We start from the raw sequence: 23,344 nt of genomic DNA on the forward strand, positions 1-23,344 counted from the left end.
AAAGATGTATCTTAAAATAGGTTTTAAAATTTAAGATGCATCTTTTGTTTTAAAATTATTTATACTATTTTATAATTATTGGTCCTCTAAGAAAATCTTCATTATACTTATAATTCTTATTTAATAAGCTATACATTTTAGATGCTTGTAAATCTAATTTTAAGCTTTCGTTTTGTATCCTAGGAACTTTAGTGTATATAGGAAAATCAGAATTGGTTTTTATAGATTTTAAAATATTTTTTCCTTTATCATTAAACCCTAAAACTTTTGCATAAGAAGCAGGCTCTTTTCTTAAATGGTCACAGTTAAAATCTTCAAACCCTATAAAGAATTGACAAAGAATTCTACTTATACGAGTTAGAGCATAACGTTTAGATTTTATATCTAAAAGTATATCATTATAATTGTACAAGTTATTAATACTTTTTTCTATTTTATTATGAAGACCTTCAGATACATCAGGAATTTTATTTAATAAATTAAATTTAGAGTAGTTTTTATACTTTATATAAGGTAGCATACTATCCTCAAAGGTAAAATTGTATCCAAGTGAGTCTAGTTCATTTAGCCTTTTAAAATTATAGCTAGGAATGTGATTAACAAGCTCGTCTAAAGAGTCAGTACTCTTTAGATGGTTTCTGATAGAAGTAGCACTTGAAAAGGTGGCATTGAAATCACTACTATTATAACTTCCACCTTCTCTTTTAATAGTATAGGGAATAATAGTACTATCTAATTTTATAATACTTTTTAAATATTCTATAGCTAAGATGTTATTTGAAGAATTTAATATATCTTCTAAGTTTGAAATGAAAATATCTTTTTCATTTAAATATTTTTTAATTGCATAGGTTCTTGCTTTAGGATACAGTTCCCCTTCCTTGAGTTTTTCTTTTAAATATCCTTTAAATTCAATAGGTTCGTCATATAAAATTTTTGAAATTACCTTTAAAGTGTCAATATTACCATGTTCACTACCAAAACAGAGGCTATTTACTACATTTAAATTATTTAATAAAGTTAGTGCTCCATAGGAAAAAAATTCAGCTGAAGAAAGGGCATAAATTGTAGGAAGTTCTAAAACCAAATCTACACCATTATGTAATGCCATATTAGTTTTTTCGTATTTATCTATTAATGAAGGTATACCTCTTTGATTGAAATTCCCGCTCATTACTGCTATTAAACCATCGCATTTAGTAAGTTCTCTGGTCTTTTGTATATGATGTATATGTCCATTATGCATTGGATTATATTCAACTATTATACCTGCTAAATTCATAAAAAATCACTCCAATCAAAATAAATATAAATTTATTGTATGCCTAAAAGATTATTTAAAGTTTAAACTTATATCCATATAGTATACTATAAAATTTATTTTTGTCATAATTGGTTATAGGTACTAAAATTTAATATTGAAATAGTTAGATAAAATAAATGAATAAATTTATTGAAAATAGAAATAAATAAAACTTAAAAGTCAAAATAAAGAAAATTGAGTATATTCAAAATTGGATTTTGAATAATGATATTAAAATTCTGTTACAAGTACTTATGGTAATATAACTACATTAATGCATAAGCAATTGCCTATAGAAAATATGCCACGTATATAGGGAAACAAGCTCCAATTTAAATTTATTCAATAACTTTAAAATATTTTCACACAAGATACAGTGTTGAATTTTAAATGATTCGGAGCATGTCTCACTATTTTAGGTATCCAAGTTTTGGAATGGATAATTTCAAAAGTCAACTTGGAACCATATATAGGGAAACAAGCTCAAATTTAAATTTATTCAATAATCTTAAAATATTTTCATGGAAGGTATTGTGTTGAATTCTAAGTGATTTGGAGTATGTCTCGCTATTTTTGGTACCCAAGTTAAATTTTAAATTTATAAAATAAGAAAATCTAAAATTAATATTTTACTGTTAATTAATGTTTATTTTAGTTAAGAGTTAAGAGTGAATATTTAAAAGTTGTTTTATGGGACTTATTAAGATCGAAAAACTAAATTTGTAACCATACAAATAATATGTAAAATATATTTGGTAAGTGCTAAGAAACAATTGAAAAAACTTGTATAATTTATTATGAGTATACAGTAATTTAACTTTACATATAATTAAGATTTAAGTAATAATAACTATAAATTTGGTTATTATTTTAATTAATAGATAAAATGATGAATTTTATGTATAAAGTATAAAATACATTTTTCCCATATTTAGTGGACGAAAATTCAGGAAATTTATTTTTTTGACGATAAATAATGAAGATTTCTCATTTCTATGTAATAAAATTTAATTATATAATGTCAATGTTAATAAATTTAACAATTAAGGTTGAAAATTATACTTAAAAAGGGGTATATTAATAAGGTATATTAAAGTTTCTTACTCGAAAGGAGAATTTTGAAATGAGTTTTGTAGATAAAATTTGGAAATTAGCCAAAGAAGATGTAAAAAAAATAGTTTTACCAGAAGGTGATGAAGAGAGAAATTTAAAAGCTGCTCAAATCATAACTGAAAATAAATTAGCACAAGTTGTTTTAGTTGGAAATGAAGAAACAATAAGAAATAACGCTAAAAATTTAGGTGTAAACATAGAAGGAATAGAAATAGCTGACCCAGCAACTTCTGATAAAACGGAAAAATATGCTGAAGCTTTCTATGAGTTAAGAAAAAATAAAGGTGTTACTATAGAGAAGGCTTTACAAACAGTTAAAGACCCTGTTTATTTTGGAACTATGATGGTTAAAATGGATGACGTTGATGGATTAGTATCAGGTGCAGTTCATAGTACAGGAGATTTATTACGTCCAGGTCTTCAAATAATAAAGACAGCTCCAGGAATAAAAGTTGTATCAAGCTTCTTTGTTATGGAAGTTCCAAATTGTGAATATGGTGCAGATGGAACTTTATTATTTGCAGATTGTGCAGTTAACCCAAATCCAAATGCAGAAGAATTAGCGTCAATAGCAATAAGCACAGCTGAAAATGCTAAAGTTTTATGCGGAATTGATCCAAAAGTTGCTATGCTTTCTTTTTCAACAATGGGAAGTGCTAAGCATGAGAATGTAGATAAGGTAAGAACTGCAACTGAACTTGCAAAATCTCAAAGACCAGATCTTGCAATAGATGGTGAATTACAATTAGATGCATCAATAGTTGAAAAAGTTGCTAAACAAAAAGCTCCAAATAGTACAGTTGCTGGAAATGCAAATATTTTAGTATTCCCAGATTTACAAGCTGGAAATATAGGATACAAATTAGTTCAAAGATTTGCAAAAGCTGAAGCAATAGGACCAGTTTGTCAAGGATTTGCAAAACCAATAAACGACTTATCAAGAGGATGCAACGTAAATGATATAGTAAATGTTGTTGCGATAACTGCTATTCAAGCTCAAAATGCTTGCAATAAGTAGAAAAAATATTATATACTAAAAAATACAGGTCTTATAATTTATTAAGATCATACTAAATAAATTTTAAATTACTAAGAGAATCATATTTAAGGAGGAATTACAATGAAAATACTTGTAATTAACTGTGGAAGTTCTTCATTAAAGTACCAATTAATAAATATGGAAAATGAAGAAGCTATAGCACAAGGATTAGTTGAAAGAATAGGAATTGAGGGATCAATATTAACTCAAAAGGTTCCAGGAAGAGATAAATACATAGTTCAACAACCTATGGCAACTCATAAAGAAGCTATACAACATGTTATTGAATCTTTAACAGATAAAGAACATGGTGTAATAACAAGCATGGATGAAATAAACGCAGTTGGACACAGAGTTGTTCATGGCGGAGAAAAATATGCAGCATCAGTTGTTATAAATGATGAGGTAATGGCTCAATTAGAAGAGTGCACAAAACTTGCACCACTTCATAATCCAGCAAATATAATTGGAATAAATTCATGCAAAGAATTAATGCCAAAAACTCCAATGGTAGGTGTATTTGATACAGCATTCCATCAAACAATGGATAAACAAGCATATATATACCCATTACCATATGAATTATATGAAAAACATGGAATAAGAAAATATGGTTTCCACGGAACTTCTCATAAGTTCGTTTCAGCTCAAGTAGCAGAAATGATGGGAAAAAATATAGAAGATGTTAACATAATAACTTGTCACTTAGGAAATGGTGCTAGTTTAGCTGCAGTTAAAGGTGGAAAAGTTGTTGATACAAGTATGGGATTCACTCCACTTGAAGGAATAGCAATGGGAACAAGATGTGGTAACATAGATCCAGCTATAGCTATGTTCTTAATGAGAGAAGAAAACATGACAGCTGATGATGTTGATAACTTATTCAACAAAAAATCAGGTGTTTTAGGAATTTCAGGAGTAAGTAGTGACTTTAGAGATATAGAAAACGCTGCTAAAGAAGGAAATGCTAGAGCAGAGCTTTCACTAGATGTTTACAACTTCAGAGTAAGAGAAATGATAGGTGCTTATGCAGCAGCTATGGGCGGAGTAGATGCAGTTGTATTTACAGCTGGTCTTGGTGAAAATTCTCCAACAACAAGAGAAGCAATCTGTGAAGGATTACAATTCATGGGAATTAAAATTGATTCAGAAAAGAACAATGTAAGAGGAAAAGCTGTTGAAGTAAGTGCTACTGATGCTACAGTTAAAGTATTTGTTGTTCCGACAAACGAAGAATTAATGATAGCTAGAGATACTAAAACTTTAACTGCAAAATAGTATAAAACTATAAAACTGCTATATCCTTCTGAAATGTTGTTTTAAAATAATAAATTGTTCTTGACTTTTAATAGCATAATTTATATAATAATTAATGTTTGAAATAGTAGAGTCTTGAATGAAAATAAGGAGGGGTGTAGCAGCTTTTACTCAAGCTATGTGATTTATGTCACATTATGTATGGATTCGTCCATATGAGGAAAAAACTTCCAGAGTATATAATATGTACATAGACCTTTCGGAATTAAAAAACAAGAATTATGGACGTAAAGAATTAAACTTAGAAATATCTAAGGAAAGTTTTAATGATAACGGTGAAGTGGTCAAATTTCTTAAGCCGATAAATTTTAATGGAACGTTAAGACTAGTTGATGATGTTTATTATTTAACTGGGAAAGTTATCACTAAAGTATTATTAGCATGTTCAAGATGTAGTGAAGATTTTGCTTATGATATATCGTTTGATATAAAAGAGAAATTTTCGCATACTGTTGAGGATATTGATGGAGAAATTATCTCACTTGATAGTAATAAATTAGATATTTATCAAATTATAGAAAATAATATAGGAATAGAGTTTCCTATAAAAAGACTTTGCAATGAAAATTGTAAGGGGTTATGCCAACAATGTGGAACGAATTTAAACCAATCTTGTTGTAATTGCAATGAGAATGAAGTTGATCCGAGGTTGGCAAAATTAAAAGAATTATTTTCTAACTCGTAAGGAGGTGTAATTATGGGAAATCCTGCTAGAAAGTCTTCTAAAGCTAGAAGAGATTCAAGAAGAGCGCAAACATTTAAACTTGGTTTACCAGGAATAGTTGAGTGCCCTCAGTGCCATGAAATGAAACTTGCACACAGAGTTTGTAAAAGCTGTGGATACTACAAAAATAGAGAAGTTGTTTCAACTGAGAAATAATAAAAGAAAGTCACTTGACTTTCTTTTATTTTTTATATAATATTTTCACATAACATAAAAAAATATGATAGTATTTTTAATGCAAAATAGATATAATATTAAGTGATGTGTAAATTATAAAAGTTTACACAAAATAATCATTGACTTAAGAAAAAGTAATTTATAAAAATAAGCGAGGGTCTGATAATGAGATTTGTGGTAGACGGAATGGGTGGAGATAATTCACCTTCAGCAGTTGTAGAAGGTGCTGTTATGGCTGTAAATGATTTTAGTGATATAGAACTTGTTATTACAGGACCACAACAGGCTATACAGGATGAATTAGATAAATATCAGTATGAAAAAGGAAAGATAACCATACTAGATGCAACTGAGGTCATAAGTACTAATGAACACCCTGTAATGGCTATTAAGAAAAAGAAAGATTCCAGCATAAATAAAGCTTTGCAGTTAGTTAAGCAAAAAGAAGTAGATGGAATAGTATCTGCTGGAAGTACTGGTGCCTTTTTAGCTGGATGTACACTAATAGTTGGTAGAATAAAGGGAATAGATAGACCAGCGTTGGCACCTATAATGCCAGGACTAAATGGTCCATTTATGGTTATAGATGCAGGTGCGAATGTTGATTGTAAACCACATTATTTAGAACAATTTGCACTTATGGGTAAAATATATTTTGAAAGTGTATTAAAGCATGAAAATCCGAAAGTTGGATTAATAAATATTGGTTCTGAGGAAGAAAAAGGAAATGAACTTACTAAAAGTGTTCATAAACTTTTAAAAGAGTCTAATAAAAACTTTATAGGAAATGTTGAGCCAAGAGAAGTTACTGATGGGGATGTTCAAGTTTTAGTATGTGATGGATTTGTCGGAAATACAGTTTTAAAGATGTATGAAGGTGTAGCATCTAACTTATTTTCTATGATTAAAAAGAATTTAATGTCATCATTAACAACAAAAATAGGTGCAGCTATGTCAAAACCTGCCTTTAAAAAAATAAAGAAAGAATTTGACTATACTGAATATGGTGGAGCAGCATTTTTAGGGGTAAAAGGTATATGCATAAAAGCACATGGTAGCTCTAATGCTAAAGCTTTTAAAAATGCAATAAGACAGGCAAAAAAGGTTTATGATAATAACATCATAGAGAAAATAATGGAAGAAATAGAAAAGACAACAGAAAATAAAAATAAATTGTAAACAGTGTATAAAATTAATAAATTTAAGTATATTATTAAAAAGAATTAAATATTTAAAATATATGTTGATTACTTTTGATAATACTATTAATATAATATTATTATCATATGATTTATTTATAGGAGGCTGGAATATATGTTTGAAAAAGTTAGAAAAAGAATATCAGAACAATTAAGCTTGGATGAGGATGATATTACATTAGAATCTTCTTTTATAGATGATTTAGGAGCGGACTCATTGGATATAGTTGAGTTAATTATGGCTTTAGAAGAGGAATTTGATATTGAAATTCCAGATGAAGATGCAGAAAAAATATCTACAGTTGGCGATGTAGTTGAATACATAAAAACACGTGTAGATGAATAATAAAAGTTCCGCATCTATGCGGAACTTTATTTAAATTAAATAAATATTAATAATTGGAGTTTTTTCCTCAACTTATTAAATTAAGCCTATTAATTATAATAAGCTGAGGAATACACTCCTAAGAAGGAGCTGAATTATGAAAATAAGAAATACTACTATTGAATTAAAAGAAAAACTTAATGTGGATATAAAAGATATAAAATTACTTCAAACAGCAATTACCCATAGTTCTTATGCTAATCAAAAAAAAGGTGTTGAGTATAATGAAACTTTAGAGTTTTTAGGAGACTCTGTATTACAACTTGTAATATCACAGTATTTATATAATAGTTGCAGAAAAAAAGGTGAAGGATATTTAACTAGAGTTAGATCACTAATTGTATGCGAAAATTCTTTATATGAAATAGCTAAGAAGTGGGATTTAGGAAGCTACTTAACAATGAGTAGAGGAGAAGAACTTACGGGAGGAAGAACAAGGGTTTCTATACTATCTGATGCAGTAGAGGCTATAATAGCAGCTATATATTTAGATCAAGGATTAGAGATTGCAGAAAAATTTATACTGGGTAATTTTGAAACTGTAATAGAAAAAGCATTAAGAAATGAGATTATTATAGATTATAAAACTAAATTACAAGAAACACTTCAGAAAAATGGTGAGGTAAGTATAGTATATAATTTAGTAAAATTTGAAGGACCGCCACATAGAAGACAGTTTTTTGTAGAAGTTCTTGTAAATGGGGTTTCAAAAGGAAATGGTATAGGATATAGCAAAAAAGAAGCAGAACAAAATGCAGCTAAAGAAGTTGTATTAGTTAAGGAGAAGAATAATGGATAAGTCTCATTACATAATACCTATTTTTGTTCCTCATGAGGGATGTCCGCATACATGTGTATTTTGTAATCAAAACAGTATTACAGGAAGTTGTTTTAAAATTGATGGTAACTTTGTTAGAAATACTATAGAGGAATATTTAGAAACAATAAATAGAGAAAATGCTATAGTAGAAGTATCTTTTTTTGGAGGTACATTTACAGCTATAGATATTGAAAAGCAAAAAGAATTATTGGCAGTAGCGAAAGAATTTAAAGATTTAGGAAAAATAGATTATATAAGAATGTCAACTAGGCCAGATTATATAGATGATTTTATTCTTACAAATTTAAAAAGGTATGATGCTGATATAATAGAATTAGGAGTTCAATCTTTAGATGAAGAAGTTCTTTTAAAATCTGGTAGGGGGCATGATGCAGAATCTGTTAAAAAGGCCTCACAGCTTATAAAAAAATATGGAATAACATTAGGACATCAAATAATGTTAGGACTTCCAGGTGACACAATGGAGAAGGATATTGAAACAGCTAGAAAGAGCATAGAGATGAATCCTGATATATGTAGATTGTATCCAGCACTTGTTATAAGAGAAACTCCTATGGAACAGCTTTTAGAGAGAAAAGAATATAGGCCATATACTTTAGAGGAAGCTGTTGAAACAAGTAAAGTTTTATATGGTATGTATACTGCAAGTGGAATAAATGTAATAAGAATTGGATTGCAACCAACAGAGGAAATAAATTATGGTAAAGAATTTGTTGAGGGGCCATTCCATCCTGCGTTTAGGGAGCTTGTTGAAGGTTCTATATATAAAGATATACTAATTGAATATTTTAATAAAAAAGGTGAAATAAAAAGTTTATCTATAAATCCTAAGGATATATCTAAATTATATGCTAATAAAAAAATGTATTTCAAAGAAGCGTTATCAGTGTTAGGGATTAAAAAAATAAAAGTTTATCAAGATAGTAATTTAGATAGAGGTAATATTAATTTACAATTTAATTATGAGACAATAAAAATCTGTATAAATGAATATTTACAAAAATATTAAAAACCGTGATTTCACGGTTTTTAATGGTTTAAGATGATAATATGAAAATAAATTATGGTTTGAATTTTATATAAAAATAATATAAACTTACATTAGTGAACTACGGTAAAAATGGAGTTAATTATATTAATATAAATAAAAAGAGAGGTGTTTTTTATGAATAAAAAACAAAGAGATAAATTAACAAAAATACTAGCAATATGTATATCTGTATTTATGGTTTTAGGTATAGTATTGCCACTTATTATAAGATAGTAGGAGAGTGAATGGATGTTTTTAAAATCTATTGAAATAAGAGGTTTTAAATCCTTTGCAGATAAGACAGAGCTTATGTTTAAAAAAGGTATAACTGCAGTAGTTGGTCCTAATGGTAGCGGTAAAAGTAATATATCTGATGCTGTAAGATGGGTTTTAGGAGAACAAAGTGTTAAAACTCTAAGAGGAGATAAAATGGAGGACGTAATATTTGCGGGAACTCAATTTAGGAAGCCTGTTGGACTTGCACAGGTTTCTCTAATCTTAGATAATTCTGATGCAGAGCTAGATGTTGAATATTCAGAAGTAGTTATATCAAGAAGATTATATAGATCTGGAGAAAGTGAATATTTAATAAATAACACAATATGTAGGCTTAAAGATGTTCAAAATCTTTTTATGGATACGGGAATAGGAAAAGAAGGATATTCTATAATAGGACAAGGTAAAATTGACGCAATATTAAGCGGAAAGCCAGAAGAAAGAAGAAAGTTACTAGAGGAAGCTGCTGGGATTGTAAAGTATAAAACAAGAAAAGAAGAATCAGAACGAAAACTAGAAAATACTAATCAGAATTTAATAAGAATAGATGATATATTAGGTACATATGAGGAGAGATTAGAACCTTTAAAAAGCGAAAGCGATAAGGCAAATAAATTTTTAGAACTTTCTAAGCAGTTAAAAGCAAATGAAATAAATATTATAATTGATTTCATAGAAAAGAACTACATAAAAATTTCTAGTTATAAGTCTCAATGTGAAATTATAAACAAAGAACTACAAGGTAAGATAAACAAAAGAAGAATATTAAAAACTAAGTTAGAAGAAAATAGTTTAAAACTAGAAGAATTTGAAAGTAAGATATCTAAAGATAAGCAAAAGTTTTATGATAATAAGTCTAAACACCAACAAGTTTTATCTGAAATTAAAATTTTAGAAGAAAGAATAGAAATTATAAAGAGTTCTATTTCTAAAATTGATGATGAAAAGTTAACTTTAATAGATAAAGTAAGAAATTTAGAAGAAAATATAAAAGAGCTTGAAATTGCATTAAAAGATTTTTTAAATTCTCATGAGGATTTAAAGGAAAAAATTAAATCAAATGAAAAACTGGTTGAAGAAATTTACAATAATAATTTAAAAGAAAACTCTAGATTAAAAGAAATTGAAAACATAAAAAATTCATTACATATGAAAAAAAATGATGAAGGTAATAATATTATTATTTTAAATAATAATATAGATGGAATAGAACAAAAATTAGAAAGCATTAAAACCGAAATAGAAGGAATACGTAATTCCGTGAAAATAAATGAAACTACTAAAGCTGTACTTAATGAAGAAGGCATTAAAATACTAAAAAAGATTGATGATTATAACAATGAAATAAAAGAAAACAAAATAAGCATAGGAAAATTAAGACATAATCAAACATTAGAAGAGAAAAAGCTAAGAGAACTTTTAGCTACATCTAATAAAGTTGATGCTAATTTAAATATGCTTATAAATTTAGAAAAGCAGTATGAAGGTTATAATAAATCAGTGAAAACTTTAATGCAGCACATAGATAATAATAGAGTAGGTAGTTTTAAAGGCAAATGTTATATTTTGGGTGAAATTATAAAAGTAGATAAAAAATTTGAAACATCTATGGAAATAGCATTGGGTTCTAGTTTATCTAATATAATAACTGAAGATGAAAATGGAGCTAAAATTCTTATAGAATATTTAAAAAAACATTCTTTGGGTAGAGCAACATTTTTACCTTTAAATACAGTGAAAGGTAGAGTTATAGAACTCGGAAACAATATAAAATCCATGAATGGCTTTATTGGGATAGCTAGCGAAATTTTAAGTTATGATAGTAAATTTAAGGGTATAATAGATTATGCTTTAGGTAGAACTGTAATATGCGATAATATGGATAATGCAATAAAAATAGCAAGAGCACTTAACTATAGACAAAAAATAGTTACTTTATCTGGAGAGGTTATAAATCCTGGAGGAGCATTGACAGGTGGTAGTATTTACAATAAATCTAATAATATTATAGGTAGAAAAAGAGAGATAGAAGAGTTGAAAATTAGATTTGATGTATTAAATAAAGAAGTTAAAGAGAAAAATATATTATTAAAAAGTTTAAATGAACAGATAAAAGAATTAGATGAAGAAAATTTAAATTTAAGAGATTATGTGCATTTTGAAAATATAGAGAAGACAAAGATAAATGAAAAAATTAATTCTTTAAAAGATGATACAATTAAATTGAAAAGTAGTTTAAATGAAAATGAAAAGAATTTAGGTGCAAAAGAAGTAGAAAGAAAAAAATTGGTAGAAGAAATTAAAATTTTAGAAGAAAATTTTAAATCTATGGATAGTGAAATTAATAAATTAGAAATTGAAGAAAATAGCTTGAGAGAAAAAATAACAGAAAGTGAAGCTTCAGTGGAAAAATATAAAGATATTTTAACAGAACTGAAAATTAAAAAAGCAAAAATAGATGAAATTGTTATAAATAGAGAAAATGATATTAAAAGAATAAAAAATGAAATAAATGTATTAAGAGAAAAACAAGAAAATGTACAAAAGGAAGTAATATCATTACAAATTAACAAGAAAAACTATGAAGAAATTTTAAAAAATAATAAACATAGTGTAAAAGATATAATAACTGAAATAGAAAACATGGAAAAATTTATAGAAGATAGTCAGTTAGAAAAAATAAAAATTAAAGATGAAATTAATAAAATAAGATCACAAGAAGAAGATATAAGTTTAGAACTTGAAAATACAGAAAAAGAATTACATAAATATCAAGTAACATTAGCTAAAATAGAAACAGAGAAAGAAAATCTTCTTTCAAAATTAAATGAAGAATTTAATTTGACTTATGCAGAAGCTTTAGATTTTAAAGAACCTATAACAAATATATCTAAAGTGAAGGAAGAAGCACTATTTATAAAAGAAGAAATTAGAAATTTAGGAACTGTAAATGTAGGATCTATTGAAGAATATAAGGAAGTAAAAGAGAAATATACATTTATGGTATCTCAAAAGGAAGATTTAGTTGATGCTAAAAATGAACTTATAAAAGTAATTGATGAAATGACAGCTAAAATGAGAGAAGTTTTTAAAGAAAACTTTATAAAGCTTAGAAAAAATTTTAATGAGACTTTTAAGCAATTGTTTAAGGGTGGAAGTGCAGATCTAATTTTAAAAGATGGAGATGAATTAACATCTAAAATTGAAATTAATGTGGAACCACCAGGTAAAAAATTACAAAATATAAATTTGTTATCCGGTGGAGAAAAAGTCTTATCTGCAATAGCACTATTATTTGCTATATTAAAAATGAAACCTACCCCATTCTGTATATTGGATGAGATAGAGGCAGCTCTTGATGATGCTAATGTAATAAGATATGCAGAATTTTTAAAGAAGTTTTCAACTAATATACAGTTCATAGTAATAACACATAGAAAAGGTACAATGGAAGCAAGTGATATGTTGTATGGAGTAACCATGGAAGAAAAAGGTGTATCTAAAGTTGTATCAGTTGACTTTACAAGATAAAATTAATGGAGGTAATTAACCATGTTTGGAAAATTTTTTGATAAATTAAAAGAAGGATTAACAAAAACAAGGGATAGTATAAGTTCTGCTGTATCAGATGTTTTAAATCTAGCTGTAACTATAGATGATGATTTATACGAAGAACTTGAGGAAGCGTTAATAATAAGTGATATAGGAGTAGAAACATCTGTAGAAATAATAGAAAGATTGAAAGAAAAAATAAAAGAAGAAAAAATAAAAGATGTAGCTATGGTAAAACCATGTATGAAAGAAGTAATAATAGAAATGATGGGTGAGGAAGTTAGTACTATATCACCTGAAAAAACTCCAGAAATTAAGCTTGTAATAGGAGTTAACGGGGTAGGTAAAACTACATCTATTGGTAAATTAGCAACAAAAATAAAAAATGAAAATTATAAAGTTTTATTAGCTGCAGCAGATACTTTTAGAGCAGCAGCTATAGATCAATTAGAGATTTGGAGTAAAAGAGCAAAAGTAGATATAGTAAAACATCAGGAAGGTTCTGATCCGGCAGCGGTAATTTATGATGCAGTGCAGGCTGCTAAAGCTAGGAATGTAGATGTATTAATATGTGATACGGCAGGAAGACTTCATAATAAAAAGAATTTAATGGATGAACTTTCAAAGATTAATAGAGTCATTGATAGAGAATTTGGTGAAGCTCACAGAGAAACATTATTAGTATTAGATGCTACTACAGGACAAAATGCAGTTATACAAGCAAAACAATTTATGGAGGTTTGTCCTATTGATGGTATAATACTTACCAAATTAGATGGTACAGCAAAAGGTGGGGTTGTAATATCTATAAAAAATCAATTAAACATACCTGTAAAATTTATAGGTGTAGGTGAAGGGATTGATGATCTTCAAGAATTTAATTCAAAAGAATTTGTTGAGGCATTATTTTAAAAAATTTTGAAAAGTAAAATATTAATTTTATAATTAGATGTTAAGTAAAAATACTTGACAGGCATAAATCTTTTTGCTAATATATCATTTGTGAGTTAGGTGATTTTATGGAAAAGAGATTTGAATTATCTTTACTCTTAGATTTTTATGGACCATTGCTTACGGAAAAACAAAAAAATGTAATGGATCTTTACTTTAATGAGGATTTATCTTTAAAGGAAATATCAGAAATTACAAAAACTAGTAGGCAGGCAATTCATGATATAATTAAAAGGTGTGAAAATCTTTTGGTAGAGTATGAGGAAAAGCTTAACCTTTTAGAAAAGAGTATGAAAAGTGAGAGTATTAAGCAAAAGATTATAAAAGAACTAAAGAATGTAAAAATAGATAGTGAAAAAAATTCTATATTAATAGGTGATATTATAAAAAATATTATCGAAATTTAGGAGGTCTGCTATGGCTTTTGAAGGATTAGCTTCTAAATTACAAGAAACCATTAAGAAGTTAAAAGGTAAGGGCAAACTTTCAGAAAAAGATATAAAAGAAGCCATGAGAGAAGTAAAATTAGCCTTGTTAGAAGCTGATGTTAACTATAAGGTTGTAAAAAACTTTGTAAAGGATGTTAGTGAAAAATGCCTAGGGAATGAAGTTTTAGAAAGCTTAACTCCAGGACAACAAGTTATTAAAATTGTTAATGATGAATTAACAAAACTTATGGGAAATACAGAAAGTAAATTAGAGTTAAATCCTAATGGAATATCTGTGATTATGCTTGTTGGATTACAAGGTGCTGGTAAAACTACAATGGCGGGTAAACTTGCGCTTAACCTTAGAAAAAATAATAAAAAACCTCTTTTAGTAGCTTGTGATGTTTATAGACCAGCTGCAATAAAACAATTGCAGGTAGTAGGTAAGTCAATAGACATACCAGTCTTTACTATGGGAGATAAAACAAGTCCGGTTGATATAGCAAAAGCATCTATTGAACATGCAAAAAACGAAGGATGTAATATAGTTATAATAGATACAGCTGGAAGACTTCATATAGATGAAGAGCTTATGAATGAGCTTAAAGACATAAAAGAAAATATAGTCCCAAATGAAATACTTTTGGTTGTAGATTCTATGACTGGTCAGGATGCTGTTAATGTAGCAGAGAGTTTCAACTCGCAGTTAGATGTAACAGGTGTTATTCTTACTAAATTAGATGGAGACACTAGAGGTGGAGCAGCGCTTTCTATAAAAGCAATGACAGGAAAGCCAATTAAATATGTTGGTATGGGAGAGAAAATGTCAGATCTTGAAATTTTCCATCCTGAAAGAATGTCATCTAGAATATTGGGAATGGGAGATATGCTTTCTTTAATAGAGAAGGCACAAGCTGCAATAGATGAAGAAAAAGCACAAGAACTAGGAAATAAAATGTTAAGTCAAGAATTTAACTTTGAAGATTTCTTAGATATGCTTCATCAAATGAAAAAACTTGGACCTTTAGGAAAAATTGTAGAAATGTTACCAGGTGCAAATACTAAAGAATTAAAAGACTTAGATTTGTCACAAGGTGAAAAAGAAATGTCAAAGATAGAATCAATGATAAATTCCATGACATTAAGTGAAAGAAGAAAACCAAGTTTAATAGCATCTTCACCATCAAGAAAGAAAAGAATAGCAAATGGTGCAGGTACAACTATACAAGAAGTTAATAAATTGCTAAAGCACTATGAAACAATGAAAAAGATGATGAAGAATATGAAGGGTATGCAAAAAAATACGCAAAGACAGATGAAAAAAGGGTTATTTGGAAAATTACCTTTTTAACATACAATTTATTTTTTAAGGAGGTGAAATACACATGGCAGTAAAAATAAGATTAAAAAGAATGGGTGCTAAAAAAGCTCCTTTCTATAGAATAATCGTAGCTGATTCAAGATCTCCAAGAGATGGAAGATTTATCGATGAAATAGGATACTACAATCCAACAACTGAACCAATTACAGTTAAGATCGATGAAGAAAAAGCAAACAAATGGGTTCAAAATGGAGCACAACCAACAGAGACTGTAAAAAGACTTTTCAACAATGCTGGAATAAAATAATTCTTGTTGAATTGAATGGAGGCGCATTCCATGAAAACATTACTAGAGGTACTTGCTAAATCTTTAGTTGATAACCCAGAGGCAGTGTCAATAAATGAAGTTTCAAGTGATCATTCAATTATTTTGGAATTAAAAGTTGATAAAGCTGATATGGGGAAAGTAATTGGAAAACAGGGAAGAATAGCTAAAGCTATTAGAACTGTTGTAAAAGCAGCAGCTGTTAAGGAAAACAAGAGAGTTGTTGTAGAAATAATAGAATCATAAGAGTTAGGTTAGCCTAACTCTTATTTTAATATAAATTTTTATTAATATATGGAAAGAAGCTTCAATTTAGATTTATTCAATAACTTTAAAATGTTTTTATACAAAATGCAGTGTTGAATTTTAACTTAGAAAGTTAAAATATAGATTAAAATTAAATAAATTATATTTTTGTTGATAATAATAAAAACATAATTTAATATATAAATTGACAATTGAAAATCAGATCGTTAGGGGATACAACTAAGTTAATGACGTTAATTCTTATAAAGTATCCCAAATATATTATTAGGAGGCTCTTAGAATGAAGGAGTTTATGAGTATAGGACAAATAACTAAACCTCATGGAGTTAGAGGTGAGGTTAAAGTTTTTTCGCTTACAGATAGTTTAGAGGAATTTAGAGAGTTAGAAAAAGTTTATATAGATGGTGTTGAAAGAAAAATAACATCATGTAAACTACAAAGTGATAGAGCAATATTAAAAATTGAAGGTATAGGCTCTATGAATGAAGCAGAAGAATATAGAAATAAATATTTAAAAATTCATAGAAGTGATGCAAAACAGCTTGAAGAAGATAGCTACTATGTTGCTGATTTGATAGATTGCAAGGTTTTTGATACTGATGGAATAGAGCTTGGCAGAGTGTATGATGTTTTAGAAACAGGTAGCAATGATGTATATTGGGTAAAAGGTGGAAAAGAGGAAGTTTTAATACCTGCATTAAAAGAAATAATAGTTAGTATTAATATTGAAAAAAGTGAAATTGTAATAAAACCTGTGAAGGTTTGGAGTGAATAATGAAAATACATATATTGACTCTTTTCCCAGAAATGTTTGATGTATTGAATCACAGTATTTTAGGAAGGGCACAAAAGGAAGGTATTTTAAATATAGAATGTGTAAATATAAGAGACTATACAAATAATAAGCATAAAAAAGTTGATGATTATCCATATGGTGGTGGTGCTGGAATGGTGATGATGCCACAACCAATAGTTGATTGCATAAAAGATGTTAAAAAAGTTAATAATGGTAAAGTGGTGTTTTTGGGACCAAGAGGAAAGACTTTTAATCAGGAAATGGCTAAGGATCTTAGTAAAGAAAAAGAAATAATATTCCTTTGTGGTCACTATGAAGGGATTGATGAAAGAATTTATGATTATATAGATATGGAAGTATCATTAGGGGATTTTGTATTAACTGGTGGCGAAATGGCATGCATCCCTATTGTTGACAGTATAAGTAGAATGATACCTAATGTATTATCCTGTGACGAAAGTTTTATGGATGAATCTTTTTATGATGGACTCTTAGAATATCCTCAATACACACGACCTTTTGAATTTGAAGAAAAAAAAGTTCCAGAAATATTAATTTCAGGACATCATGAAAATATACGAAAGTATAGAAGACTACAATCATTATTAATAACAAAAAAGCAAAGAAATGACTTATATAGAAATATTGAACTTACAAAAGAAGATAAAAAAATGTTAGAAAATCACTACAAAACTAAAAAATAAGTTGATAACATTAAATTTATATGATAAAATCATTTTTGTGCTGGGCGGTCCTCTGTCATTTACATATGATTAAGAACGTCAAATAAATTTTAGGAGGTAACGCACAATGTTAGACATAATAAAACAAATCGAAGCAGAACAAATCAGAACTGATTTACCAGAATTCAATGTAGGAGATACTGTTAAAGTTCACATCAGAATAAGTGAAGGAAACAAGGAAAGAATCCAAGTTTTCGAAGGAACAGTTCTTAAAAGACAAAACGGTGGAGCAAGAGAAACTTTCACAGTAAGAAGAGTAGCTTCTGGTGTAGGAGTTGAAAAAACTTTCCCAGTTAACTCTCCTGTAATAGAGAAAGTTGATGTTGTAAGAAGAGGTAAAGTAAGAAGAGCTAAATTATTCTACTTAAGAGACAGAGTAGGAAAAGCTGCTAAGGTTAAAGAATTAATAAGATAATTTTGTAAAAAAATGGGGCGTTAGTGTCCCTTTTTTTATTATAAAAATTATAGATTATTATTATAGAAACATTTTAGATTTGACTTATATGTAAAGGAGAGCTTACAAAATAAGAGTAATAGTTACTACTAGCTATTTTCATAAAAATTATTTGGTTGGTATAAATTACATTTTAAGTTTATAAATCTATAAAAGATAAAATAAATTTTAATACAATATTAGATAAAGAAGGTGTATTTATGAGTATAAACTGGTTCCCAGGACATATGGCTAAAACAAGAAGACAAATAAAAGAAAATTTAAAACTTGTTGATGCAGTAATTGAAATAAGAGATGCTAGAATAGTGAAATCTAGCGCTAATCCGGATATAGAAGATATTTGTCAAAATAAGCCTAGAATAATTTTGTTAAATAAAAGTGATTTAAGTGAAGAAAAAGTGACAAAGCAATGGGTTAAGGAATTGTCTAATGAACATACAAAAGTTTTAAGTGTAAATTGTTTAAAAGGATTAGGACTTAAAAATATAAAACCTGCGTTAGATGAAATGTTAAAGGAAAAGCATGATAATTTAAGAAGTAAAGGTGTAGTTAATATAGTTACTAGAGTAATGGTGGTTGGAATCCCAAATGTAGGAAAATCTACATTTATAAATAAATTAGCTAAAAATAATATAGCTAAAACAGGAGATAAACCAGGAGTGACTAGAAATAAGCAATGGATAAAAACTAAAATAGGTATAGAGCTTATGGACACTCCAGGGGTGTTATGGCCTAAATTTGAGGATGAAACTGTAGGGCTTGATTTAGCTTTTACTGGGGCTATAAAGGACGAAATTATGGATATAGAAGATTTAGCTTTGAAATTAATAGAAACTCTTCAAATTAATTATCCAGAAAGATTGAAGGAAAGATATAAGCTTCCTGAACTTAGTGAATCAGCACTAGAAAATATGGATAATATAGGGAAGAAAAGAGGGGCAGTTATAGCACGTGGTAATATAGATTATAATAGAGTAGCCGTTATGCTATTGGATGAATTTAGAGGTGGTAAGTTAGGAAATATATCATTAGAAAAACCAGAGAAATAGGGTGATATACATTGGAAATTATAGATTTGAGTCAAATGAAATTTGCTCTTGTTAAAGAATATGTTTTGAATTTTCAAAATGGCCATGATATAAAAACTTCAAAATTAGAATTTATAGAACTTATAAAAATGCTAAATGATGATAGCAGAAAAAATGTAAATAAATTAGGTGAAAAGTTAGAAAAGTTTATAATAACCTATGAAGCTGAAATTAGCAGAGTAAAAAATATGTACCTTTTTGATAAAAGCTTTGGAAATTTCAAATATGTTGCAGGTGTAGATGAAGTTGGAAGAGGTCCTTTAGCAGGTCCGATAGTGTCAGCTGCTGTAATATTGGACCTGGATTATATGGATGATGGAGAATTAATGCTATATATTAATGATTCTAAAAAGCTTTCACCAGAAAAGAGAAATTATCTAAGTGAAATAATAAAGTCTAAAGCTGTAAGTTATAATATATCAGTTATAGATAATAAAGAAATAGACAGAAAAGGTATTGGATGGTGCAACCAAGAGGTTTTTAGAAGAGCATGTCATGGGTTAGATAGAAAGCCAAATTTAGTTTTGTCTGATGGGTATTTAATAAAAGACTTTGATATAGAAAATAAAAGTGTAATAAAAGGTGACACTAAAAGTGCATCTATAGCTTGTGCGTCTATATTAGCTAAGGTTTATAGAGATAAAATCATGGAAGATTACCACCAGTATTATCCAGAATATAAATTTTGCAAAAATGTAGGGTATGGAACAGAAGAACATGTTCAGGCTATAAAAAAAATTGGTATAACTGAAATACATAGAAAAAGCTTTTTAACAAACATATTAAATAAGTAAAATTATAGTCTCAAAATAAAGTTTGATTTTTATTTTGAGACTATTTATAAAATTATACGTAACCGTTTACCCAAAATGCGTTTTTAATTAAATTTATTTGAGGTTTATAGTCATTTAGAAGAATTTCAACAACATCAAATCGTATACTATAATTAAATAGTTTATTTTTGCAGATATAATATTGTGCAGTTTTTATTATTTTCTTTTCTTTATAAAAATTTACAGCTTCACTAGGATACCCATAATAATTTGATTGCCTAGTTTTAACTTCTATAAAACAAATAGAATCCTCATTTTTACCTATTATATCTATTTCACCAATATTATAAGTGAAGTTTCTACATAATATTTTATACTTATGTTTTTTTAGATAGCTCGCAGCTAAATCTTCACCATTATCTCCAATGATTTTATTAAAAATTTTCAATGATATGACCTCCTAGAACCAAAACAAATATATTTTTATTATTGACAAGTATAACTATAATAAACAAATTAGATTTGAAAATGTTTATTATCATAGGAACCTGTCAACAATTAACATGAAAACAATAAGGAGGGATAAATATGGCTATACAATTATCCTGTGCCACATTTTTAGGAGTAGAAGGAATTATTATATCTGTAGAAATAGATATTTCAAGAGGAATACCATCATTTAATATAGTTGGTATGGCAGATACTTCTGTAAAAGAGGCGAAGGATAGGGTTAGAGCTGCAATAATTAATTCAGGATATAAATTTCCTAATAATAGGATAACTATAAATTTAGCACCTGCTGATTTAAAAAAAGAAGGTACTATATTTGATTTGCCTATAGCTATAGGTATATTAATAGCGAGTAAGCAAATAGAGATAGAAAGTATGGATCAGTACTTGGTAATGGGCGAATTATCTTTATCTGGAAAACTAAAAAAAGTTAAGGGTGTTTTACCAATAACTATTGAAGGAAGTAAAAAAGGATTTAAAAAGTTATTAATTCCTTATGACAATTATGTTGATTGTTCAATGATAAAGGGTATACAAATTTATCCACTAAATAGCTTGAAGCAAGCAGTGGGGTTTTTATTGCATAAAGATATGCCGTCATATCACTATGAAGAGGTAAAAGAAATAGCAAAAGAAAGTTCTAGAGATTTTTCAGAAGTTATAGGACAAGAAGCGGCAAAAAGAGCTTTGGAAGTGGCTGCAGCAGGAGGGCATAATATATTAATGCATGGTGCTCCAGGGTCTGGTAAAACAATGTTAGCAGAAAGAATAACATCAATATTACCTAATTTGACTTATGAAGAGGCTTTAGATGTCACAAAAATATATAGCGTTCATGAGGGTGTGAATTATGAAGGCGGACTTATACAAAGAAGACCTTTTAGAAGTCCGCATAATACTATAACAGAAGTAGCTCTTGTTGGTGGTGGAAGGAATCTAATGCCTGGTGAAATTTCATTAGCCCATAATGGAGTGTTATTTTTAGATGAAATATTAGAGTTTAAAAAAAGTTTATTACAGATGTTAAGACAACCTTTAGAAGATAGAACAATTAAAATAACTAGAAATGCAGGAACAGTTTCCTATCCATCTAGTTTTATGTTAGTTGCTGCATTAAATCCATGTCCCTGTGGATTTTATGGAACCAATATAAAGCCTTGTAGATGTAGTGATTATGAAATAAAAAGATACATTGGAAAATTATCGGGACCACTTCTAGATAGAATAGACATATTCACACAAGTTAATCCTTTATCCTATGGAGAGATAAATTGTAATATAAAAAAAGAAAGTTCAAAAGAAATACGTGAAAGGGTTGAAAATGCACGAACAATACAAGTAGAAAGATTTAAAAGTGAAAACATAAAGAGTAATTCTGAAATGAAACAAAAACATATAAAAAAATATTGTCAAATAGATAATAAGACAAGTAAAATACTAGAATTAGCTTTTAATAAATTTCATTTAAGTACAAGGGTGTACAGTAGAATTTTAAAAGTAAGTAGAACTATAGCAGATATAGAAGGTAAAGAAAATATTGAAGAAAAACATATAATCGAAGCACTGAATTATAGAAAATTTATAAATAGTGAAATTATATAAAGGGAGAATTAAAGATGTACGATAAGTATAAGATTTGGTTAGCTATAGCCCCTATAAAAAATAGTATAAAACTAGAACTTTTAAAAGAACTTAAAAATGAAAAAAATATTTATAATTTTATGAAAGAAAATAGTAATAGAAAAAATAGACTTGTAGAAACCCTTTTAAGAACTTATAGTGAAGAAAGGTTATATAACCTTCAAGAACTATGTGAGAGGGAAGGTATAAGTTTTTTAAATATAAAGGATGCTAAATATCCTAAGAGCTTGTTAAATATAAATGAGATGCCTTATGGACTATTTTATAAAGGGAATATAGACAAATTAAATAATAATGATAAAAAAATCGCTATTGTTGGTTCTAGAAGAGCTAGTTATTATGGGAAAAACATAGTGGAAATTATTTGTAGAGAACTTAAAGATACTAATGTTCAAATAATAAGTGGACTTGCAAGAGGAATAGATGGAGAAGCACATAAAGGATCAATAGAAAATGGAATATATACTTGCGGGGTTCTAGGTTGTGGCATAGATGTTATATATCCTAAAGAACATAAAAATTTATATAAAAAAATTATTGAAAATCAGGGATGTATATTATCAGAGTTTTCACCTGATGCACCACCAGAAAGGTTTAGATTTCCTCTTCGAAATAGAATAATAAGTGGACTTTCTAATTTGATAATAATTGTAGAAGCTAGTGAAAAGAGTGGATCTTTAATAACAGCTAATTGGGCATTGGAACAAGGAAAAGATATTATGGCAGTACCTGCATCCATATTTTTAGAGCAAAATAAAGGTACAAATAAATTAATAAAAGATGGTGCATATCCATTTACAAGTGTAGAAGATATTATAAATTTATTAGAAATTGAAAAAACTTATAATGCAAATAAAAATGTTAGGAAAAGTTATAGTGAGATATGTGATAGAATATACGAGATTTTAACCAGTGAACCAATGCATGTTGACGAAATAGCAAGAAGTTCTAATATTGACATAACTCAATTGTATGGGGTATTATTTGAAATGCAACTACGAGAAGAAATATGTTGTTTAAATGGCAATTATTATGTTAAGGTAAATAAGAGTATATAAAATAACATTTTTACACATAAATATTTAATATGA

At 28.0% G+C, this 23,344-nt stretch carries 23 protein-coding genes; 21 read left to right on the forward strand and 2 right to left on the reverse strand.

The genetic code is table 11. The features are described 5' to 3' along the window. Positions 1-64: 64 nt before the first annotated feature. Positions 65-1,282 carry a nucleotidyltransferase gene (locus ACYUE0_RS00745; protein WP_460269155.1) on the reverse strand — a complete coding sequence of 406 codons (1,218 nt, stop codon included), beginning with the start codon at positions 1,280-1,282 and terminating at the stop codon, positions 65-67. 1,144 nt (positions 1,283-2,426) lie between these two features. Here ACYUE0_RS00745 and pta point away from each other — a divergent pair. From pta to ACYUE0_RS00840, 19 genes are all read left to right on the forward strand, one after another. Continuing rightward, the gene (gene pta, locus ACYUE0_RS00750; RefSeq protein ID WP_010292799.1) at positions 2,427-3,434 is read left to right on the forward strand and encodes a phosphate acetyltransferase; all 1,008 of its coding nucleotides are present in this window, start codon (positions 2,427-2,429) and stop codon (positions 3,432-3,434) included. A gap of 102 nt (positions 3,435-3,536) precedes the next feature. After that, positions 3,537-4,733: an acetate kinase gene (locus ACYUE0_RS00755; RefSeq protein ID WP_460269157.1), complete on the forward strand. Its 1,197-nt coding sequence runs from the start codon at positions 3,537-3,539 to the stop codon at positions 4,731-4,733. 166 nt (positions 4,734-4,899) lie between these two features. Next, the gene (locus tag ACYUE0_RS00760; protein WP_460269159.1) at positions 4,900-5,457 is read left to right on the forward strand and encodes a YceD family protein; all 558 of its coding nucleotides are present in this window, start codon (positions 4,900-4,902) and stop codon (positions 5,455-5,457) included. Between the two features lie 12 nt (positions 5,458-5,469). Further along, positions 5,470-5,652 carry a 50S ribosomal protein L32 gene (gene rpmF / locus ACYUE0_RS00765; RefSeq protein WP_010292793.1) on the forward strand — a complete coding sequence of 61 codons (183 nt, stop codon included), beginning with the start codon at positions 5,470-5,472 and terminating at the stop codon, positions 5,650-5,652. A 186-nt stretch (positions 5,653-5,838) separates the two neighbouring features. Then, entirely contained in the window at positions 5,839-6,852 is a 1,014-nt protein-coding gene (gene plsX / locus ACYUE0_RS00770; protein ID WP_061995056.1) for a phosphate acyltransferase PlsX, read from the forward strand. Positions 6,853-6,987: 135 nt separating this feature from the next. Continuing rightward, entirely contained in the window at positions 6,988-7,218 is a 231-nt protein-coding gene (gene acpP / locus ACYUE0_RS00775) for an acyl carrier protein (protein ID WP_010292791.1), read from the forward strand. 136 nt (positions 7,219-7,354) lie between these two features. Beyond that, entirely contained in the window at positions 7,355-8,056 is a 702-nt protein-coding gene (rnc, locus tag ACYUE0_RS00780; RefSeq protein ID WP_061995055.1) for a ribonuclease III, read from the forward strand. After that, positions 8,049-9,107, forward strand: coding sequence for an elongator complex protein 3 (locus ACYUE0_RS00785; protein WP_061995054.1), 1,059 nt, complete (start codon positions 8,049-8,051; stop codon positions 9,105-9,107). The genes rnc and ACYUE0_RS00785 overlap by 8 nt, the downstream gene beginning before the upstream one ends. Before the next feature lie 270 nt (positions 9,108-9,377). Further along, a complete protein-coding gene (gene smc, locus ACYUE0_RS00790) occupies positions 9,378-12,935 on the forward strand; it encodes a chromosome segregation protein SMC (RefSeq protein ID WP_460269160.1) in 3,558 nt (1,185 codons plus the stop codon). A gap of 21 nt (positions 12,936-12,956) precedes the next feature. Further along, a complete protein-coding gene (gene ftsY, locus ACYUE0_RS00795) occupies positions 12,957-13,868 on the forward strand; it encodes a signal recognition particle-docking protein FtsY (RefSeq protein ID WP_460269161.1) in 912 nt (303 codons plus the stop codon). Positions 13,869-13,975: 107 nt separating this feature from the next. Continuing rightward, entirely contained in the window at positions 13,976-14,314 is a 339-nt protein-coding gene (locus ACYUE0_RS00800) for a putative DNA-binding protein (protein ID WP_061995051.1), read from the forward strand. Positions 14,315-14,324: 10 nt separating this feature from the next. Next, positions 14,325-15,686, forward strand: coding sequence for a signal recognition particle protein (ffh, locus tag ACYUE0_RS00805; protein WP_460269162.1), 1,362 nt, complete (start codon positions 14,325-14,327; stop codon positions 15,684-15,686). A 34-nt stretch (positions 15,687-15,720) separates the two neighbouring features. Further along, a complete protein-coding gene (rpsP, locus tag ACYUE0_RS00810) occupies positions 15,721-15,963 on the forward strand; it encodes a 30S ribosomal protein S16 (protein WP_010292779.1) in 243 nt (80 codons plus the stop codon). A gap of 30 nt (positions 15,964-15,993) precedes the next feature. Next, positions 15,994-16,227, forward strand: coding sequence for a KH domain-containing protein (locus ACYUE0_RS00815; protein WP_061995049.1), 234 nt, complete (start codon positions 15,994-15,996; stop codon positions 16,225-16,227). A gap of 301 nt (positions 16,228-16,528) precedes the next feature. Continuing rightward, positions 16,529-17,023, forward strand: coding sequence for a ribosome maturation factor RimM (gene rimM, locus ACYUE0_RS00820; RefSeq protein ID WP_061995048.1), 495 nt, complete (start codon positions 16,529-16,531; stop codon positions 17,021-17,023). Beyond that, entirely contained in the window at positions 17,023-17,748 is a 726-nt protein-coding gene (gene trmD, locus ACYUE0_RS00825) for a tRNA (guanosine(37)-N1)-methyltransferase TrmD (protein ID WP_061995047.1), read from the forward strand. The genes rimM and trmD overlap by 1 nt, the downstream gene beginning before the upstream one ends. Before the next feature lie 106 nt (positions 17,749-17,854). Next, positions 17,855-18,202, forward strand: coding sequence for a 50S ribosomal protein L19 (rplS, locus tag ACYUE0_RS00830; RefSeq protein WP_010292772.1), 348 nt, complete (start codon positions 17,855-17,857; stop codon positions 18,200-18,202). A 239-nt stretch (positions 18,203-18,441) separates the two neighbouring features. After that, a complete protein-coding gene (gene ylqF / locus ACYUE0_RS00835) occupies positions 18,442-19,290 on the forward strand; it encodes a ribosome biogenesis GTPase YlqF (protein ID WP_061995046.1) in 849 nt (282 codons plus the stop codon). A gap of 35 nt (positions 19,291-19,325) precedes the next feature. Continuing rightward, a complete protein-coding gene (locus ACYUE0_RS00840; protein WP_460269191.1) occupies positions 19,326-20,123 on the forward strand; it encodes a ribonuclease HII in 798 nt (265 codons plus the stop codon). Between the two features lie 52 nt (positions 20,124-20,175). On the opposite strand, the gene ACYUE0_RS00845 is transcribed toward ACYUE0_RS00840, so the two are convergent. Then, entirely contained in the window at positions 20,176-20,550 is a 375-nt protein-coding gene (locus ACYUE0_RS00845; RefSeq protein ID WP_460269163.1) for a YraN family protein, read from the reverse strand. 140 nt (positions 20,551-20,690) lie between these two features. Here ACYUE0_RS00845 and ACYUE0_RS00850 point away from each other — a divergent pair, with 140 nt between their 5' ends. Continuing rightward, positions 20,691-22,214, forward strand: a complete 1,524-nt coding sequence (locus tag ACYUE0_RS00850) for a YifB family Mg chelatase-like AAA ATPase (RefSeq protein WP_460269164.1) — start codon at positions 20,691-20,693, stop codon at positions 22,212-22,214. Between the two features lie 14 nt (positions 22,215-22,228). Next, positions 22,229-23,311 (forward strand): DNA-processing protein DprA, encoded by a 1,083-nt coding sequence (gene dprA, locus ACYUE0_RS00855; RefSeq protein WP_460269165.1) that lies wholly within the window; start codon positions 22,229-22,231, stop codon positions 23,309-23,311. Positions 23,312-23,344: the final 33 nt, after the last annotated feature.

It is taken from the genome of Clostridium sp. CTA-19, from assembly GCF_054767855.1.